The 4,915-nt window shown below is 47.8% G+C and carries 1 protein-coding gene, 1 tRNA gene and 3 rRNA genes; 1 reads left to right on the top strand and 4 read right to left on the bottom strand.

The annotated features are described in order from the left end of the window. The coding region (locus ABZV77_RS42580; RefSeq protein ID WP_356268771.1) for a hypothetical protein at nucleotides 1-392 on the top strand (392 nt) is incomplete at its 5' end. A 101-nt stretch (nucleotides 393-493) separates the two neighbouring features. Here ABZV77_RS42580 and rrf read toward each other — a convergent pair. From rrf to ABZV77_RS42560, 4 genes are all read right to left on the bottom strand, one after another. After that, a 5S ribosomal RNA gene (gene rrf, locus ABZV77_RS42575) occupies nucleotides 494-609 on the bottom strand. 83 nt (nucleotides 610-692) lie between these two features. Further along, a 23S ribosomal RNA gene (locus ABZV77_RS42570) occupies nucleotides 693-3,593 on the bottom strand. Nucleotides 3,594-3,731: 138 nt separating this feature from the next. Next, a tRNA-Ala gene (locus ABZV77_RS42565) sits at nucleotides 3,732-3,804 on the bottom strand. 93 nt (nucleotides 3,805-3,897) lie between these two features. Beyond that, a 16S ribosomal RNA gene (locus ABZV77_RS42560) occupies nucleotides 3,898-4,915 on the bottom strand; the annotation flags it as partial.

Raw genomic sequence — 4,915 nt, 5'->3', positions numbered from 1 at the left:
GGTTTCTCTTTGCACGTTATAAAAGTCCAACTACATCTGTTACTCTCCAAACCTATAAAGAAATATACGAAGAAAAAGTAAGAGATGAGCAAATAAAAACGGGTGCAGTATCTTCAGCAGACGGTTACAAATTGGGGCTCCAACTTACACAATTTGATGCAATATTTGCTAATTCTGATGATATTGCTGCTAATGTTTGGCATTGGTTTGAACAACAAAAAATACCTAAACCTGTTATTATTGGCCAAGAATCCTTAATATCTGGTCAGGTTCTCAATATTCCAACCGTAAATAATCACTTTCAACAAGTAGGACGTTGTGCATTTGAATTGGCTACTTCCAAAGAAATTCAGCAACTAGCAATTAAATCAGAGTTTATTCTAAATCGTTAAATAAAAAAAGGCCCGAGAGGTCTTTTTTATTTATTTATACATCCTATCTCTTGAATCTCGTTAGTGAGATAAAAAAAGAGGAGCCATAGCTCCTCCAGTTCACTTGGCCACTCGCCTATCTCCCAGGGGGCAACCCCCAAGTACTTCCGCCGTAGATGGACTTAACTTCTGTGTTCGACATGGGAACAGGTGTATCTCCATCGCAATGATGACCAAATCATTAAATGTTACCTTGAACATTCAAAACTAAATAACAATTCTTCTAACTTTTAAACCATAAGCATATTATATTTGACTCTTTTGGTAAAGTCCTCGAGCGATTAGTACTGGTCCGCTCCAAGTCTCGCAACTCTTCCACTTCCAGCCTATCTACCAGATCATCTCTCTGGGCTCTTAATTCTTACGAATGGGTAATCTCATCTTGAGGTGGGCTTCGCACTTAGATGCTTTCAGCGCTTATCCCTTCCCTACATAGCTATCCAGCCGTGCTCCTGGCGGAACAACTGGTACACCAGCGGTAAGTCCATCCCGGTCCTCTCGTACTAAGGACAGATCCTCTCAAATTACCTACGCCCGCGACGGATAGGGACCGAACTGTCTCACGACGTTCTGAACCCAGCTCGCGTGCCGCTTTAATGGGCGAACAGCCCAACCCTTGGGACCGACTACAGCCCCAGGATGCGACGAGCCGACATCGAGGTGCCAAACCTCCCCGTCGATGTGAACTCTTGGGGGAGATAAGCCTGTTATCCCCAGGGTAGCTTTTATCCGTTGAGCGATGGCCCTTCCATGCGGTACCACCGGATCACTAAGTCCTAGTTTCCTACCTGCTCGAGTTGTAGCTCTCGCAGTCAAGCTGGCTTTTACCTTTACACTCTACGATTGATTTCCAACCAATCTGAGCCAACCTTTGAGCGCCTCCGTTACTCTTTAGGAGGCGACCGCCCCAGTCAAACTGTCCGTCAGACACTGTCTCCCTGGCCGATTATGCCAGCGGGTTAGAGTAACCATAAGTCAAGGGTAGTATCCCAACAACGCCTCAATAGAAACTAGCGTCCCTATTTCAATGGCTCCTACCTATCCTGTACATGACTTACAGGTACTCAATATCAAACTACAGTAAAGCTCCATGGGGTCTTTCCGTCCTGTCGCGGGTAACCTGCATCTTCACAGGTACTAAAATTTCACCGAGTCTCTCGTTGAGACAGTGCCCAAATCATTACGCCTTTCGTGCGGGTCGGAACTTACCCGACAAGGAATTTCGCTACCTTAGGACCGTTATAGTTACGGCCGCCGTTTACTGGGGCTTCAATTCATACCTTCGACTTACGTCTAAGCACTCCTCTTAACCTTCCAGCACCGGGCAGGCGTCACCCCCTATACATCACCTTGCGGTTTAGCAGAGAGCTGTGTTTTTGATAAACAGTTGCTTGGGCCTATTCACTGCGGCTGGCTTTTACACCAGCACCCCTTCTCCCGAAGTTACGGGGCTATTTTGCCGAGTTCCTTAACGAGAGTTCTCTCGATCACCTGAGGCTACTCGCCTCGACTACCTGTGTCGGTTTGCGGTACGGGTAGATATGACTTTACGCTAGAAGCTTTTCTTGGCAGTGTGACATCAGAGAGTTCGCAACCGTAGTTGCTTCCCCATCACAGCTCAATGTTAAAGAGAAATGCATTTGACACATCTCACACCTCACTGCTTAGACCAGAATCCATTAACTGGCATCTCTTAGCCTACTGCGTCCCTCCATCACGATCATATCTAGTACTGGAATATCAACCAGTTGTCCATCGACTACGCCTTTCGGCCTCGCCTTAGGTCCCGACTAACCCAGGGCGGACGAGCCTTCCCCTGGAAACCTTAGTCTTACGGTGGATAAGATTCTCACTTATCTTGCGCTACTCATACCGGCATTCTCACTTCTTAACGCTCCAGCACTCCTCACGGTATACCTTCATCGCGGTTAAGAACGCTCTCCTACCATTGATAAAATATCAATCCAAAGCTTCGGTAATATGTTTAGCCCCGGTACATTTTCGGCGCAGGGTCACTCGACTAGTGAGCTATTACGCACTCTTTGAATGATAGCTGCTTCTGAGCTAACATCCTAGTTGTCTGTGCAACCCCACATCCTTTTCCACTTAACATATATTTTGGGACCTTAGCTGTTGGTCTGGGCTGTTTCCCTTTCGACTACGGATCTTAGCACTCGCAGTCTGACTGCCGAACATGTGTATTAGCATTCGGAGTTTATCTGAGATTGGTAATCCTAGACGGACCCCTCACCCAAACAGTGCTCTACCTCCAATACACTTACATTTCGACGCTAGCCCTAAAGCTATTTCGGAGAGAACCAGCTATCTCCCAGTTCGTTTGGAATTTCTCCGCTATCCACAAGTCATCCAAACACTTTTCAACGTGTCCTGGTTCGGGCCTCCAGTGCGTCTTACCACACCTTCACCCTGCTCATGGATAGGTCACTAGGTTTCGGGTCTACATCATGATACTAAGTCGCCCTATTCAGACTCGGTTTCCCTACGGCTCCGTCTCTTCAACTTAACCTCGCATCATAACGTAACTCGCCGGTTCATTCTACAAAAGGCACGCTCTCACCCATTAACGGGCTCGAACTTCTTGTAGGCACACGGTTTCAGGTGCTATTTCACTCCCCTCTCGGGGTTCTTTTCACCTTTCCCTCACGGTACTGGTTCACTATCGGTCACTAAGGAGTATTTAGGGTTGGGAGATGGTCCTCCCGGATTCAAACTGGATTTCGCGTGTCCAGCCCTACTCAGGATACTGCTAGGTATAAGCGCTATTTCGTCTACGGGATTATTACCCTCTTTGATTAACCTTCCCAGGTTATTCGACTATAATGCTTAAGTCCACGTTGCAGTCCTACAACCCCAAGAAGCAAGCTTCTTGGTTTGCCCTTCTTCGCGTTCGCTCGCCGCTACTTACGAAATCGTTTTTACTTTCTCTTCCTGCAGGTACTTAGATGTTTCAGTTCTCTGCGTTACCTTTACATGAGCTATGTATTCACTCATGAATAACTGCTAGTAGCAGCTGGGTTTCCCCATTCGGAGACCTAGGGATCAATGCGTACTTACTGCTCCCCCTAGAATATCGTCGTTAGTCACGTCCTTCATCGGCTCTTAGTGCCAAGGCATCCACCGTGCGCCCTTATTAACTTTGCCATGATGATTTATAATCATCGTTTTTCAAGTATAAGTTTGTAAATTCTTTAAAATTCACAGCTTTTGGTTTATTTATCGTTATTAGATATTGTTATTTAGTTTTCAATGTTCAAGTGATTTTAACGTCTTGTCTGACAATGGAGCCTAGCGGGATCGAACCGCTGACCTCCTGCGTGCAAAGCAGGCGCTCTCCCAGCTGAGCTAAGGCCCCACAATCAAGAATTTGATTCTTGCTTAGGTTTATCACTAAACCCCTCAAAACTGAATAAAGTTGAATGCTCACGTCTTTGTATATATTCCTTAGAAAGGAGGTGATCCAGCCGCACCTTCCGATACGGCTACCTTGTTACGACTTCACCCCAGTCATCGGTCTTACCTTAGGAAGCGCCCTCCTTGCGGTTAGGCAACCTACTTCGGGTACTCCCAACTCCCGTGGTGTGACGGGCGGTGTGTACAAGGCCCGGGAACGTATTCACCGCGGCGTGCTGATCCGCGATTACTAGCGATTCCGACTTCATGTAGGCGAGTTGCAGCCTACAATCCGAACTGAGAATGGTTTTAAGAGATTAGCTAAACATCACTGTCTCGCGACTCGTTGTACCATCCATTGTAGCACGTGTGTAGCCCAGGTCATAAGGGGCATGATGATTTGACGTCATCCCCACCTTCCTCCGGTTTATCACCGGCAGTCTCGTTAGAGTGCCCAACTTAATGATGGCAACTAACAATAGGGGTTGCGCTCGTTGCGGGACTTAACCCAACATCTCACGACACGAGCTGACGACAACCATGCACCACCTGTATCCCGTGTCCCGAAGGAACTTCCTATCTCTAGGAATAGCACGAGTATGTCAAGACCTGGTAAGGTTCTTCGCGTTGCTTCGAATTAAACCACATGCTCCACCGCTTGTGCGGGCCCCCGTCAATTCCTTTGAGTTTCAACCTTGCGGTCGTACTCCCCAGGCGGAGTGCTTATTGCGTTAGCTGCGATACAGAGAACTTATAGCTCCCTACATCTAGCACTCATCGTTTACGGCGTGGACTACCAGGGTATCTAATCCTGTTTGCTCCCCACGCTTTCGAGCCTCAGTGTCAGTTACAGGCCAGAGAGCCGCTTTCGCCACCGGTGTTCCTCCATATATCTACGCATTTCACCGCTACACATGGAATTCCACTCTCCTCTCCTGCACTCAAGTCTACCAGTTTCCAATGCATACAATGGTTGAGCGCCGGACAAGGTCGAGCGGTACGCGGACAGCCTCTGCTACACGGATCTGGTGGCGGGCTACTACATTGGCGCGCCGGACGAGTTGCTGACCGCG

The sequence above is a fragment of the Streptomyces sp. NPDC004732 genome (assembly GCF_040609235.1).
Lineage (GTDB): Bacteria > Actinomycetota > Actinomycetes > Streptomycetales > Streptomycetaceae > Streptomyces.
Note: the sequence above shows the minus strand (reverse complement) of the source record. Positions and strands in the feature narration are given on the sequence as shown.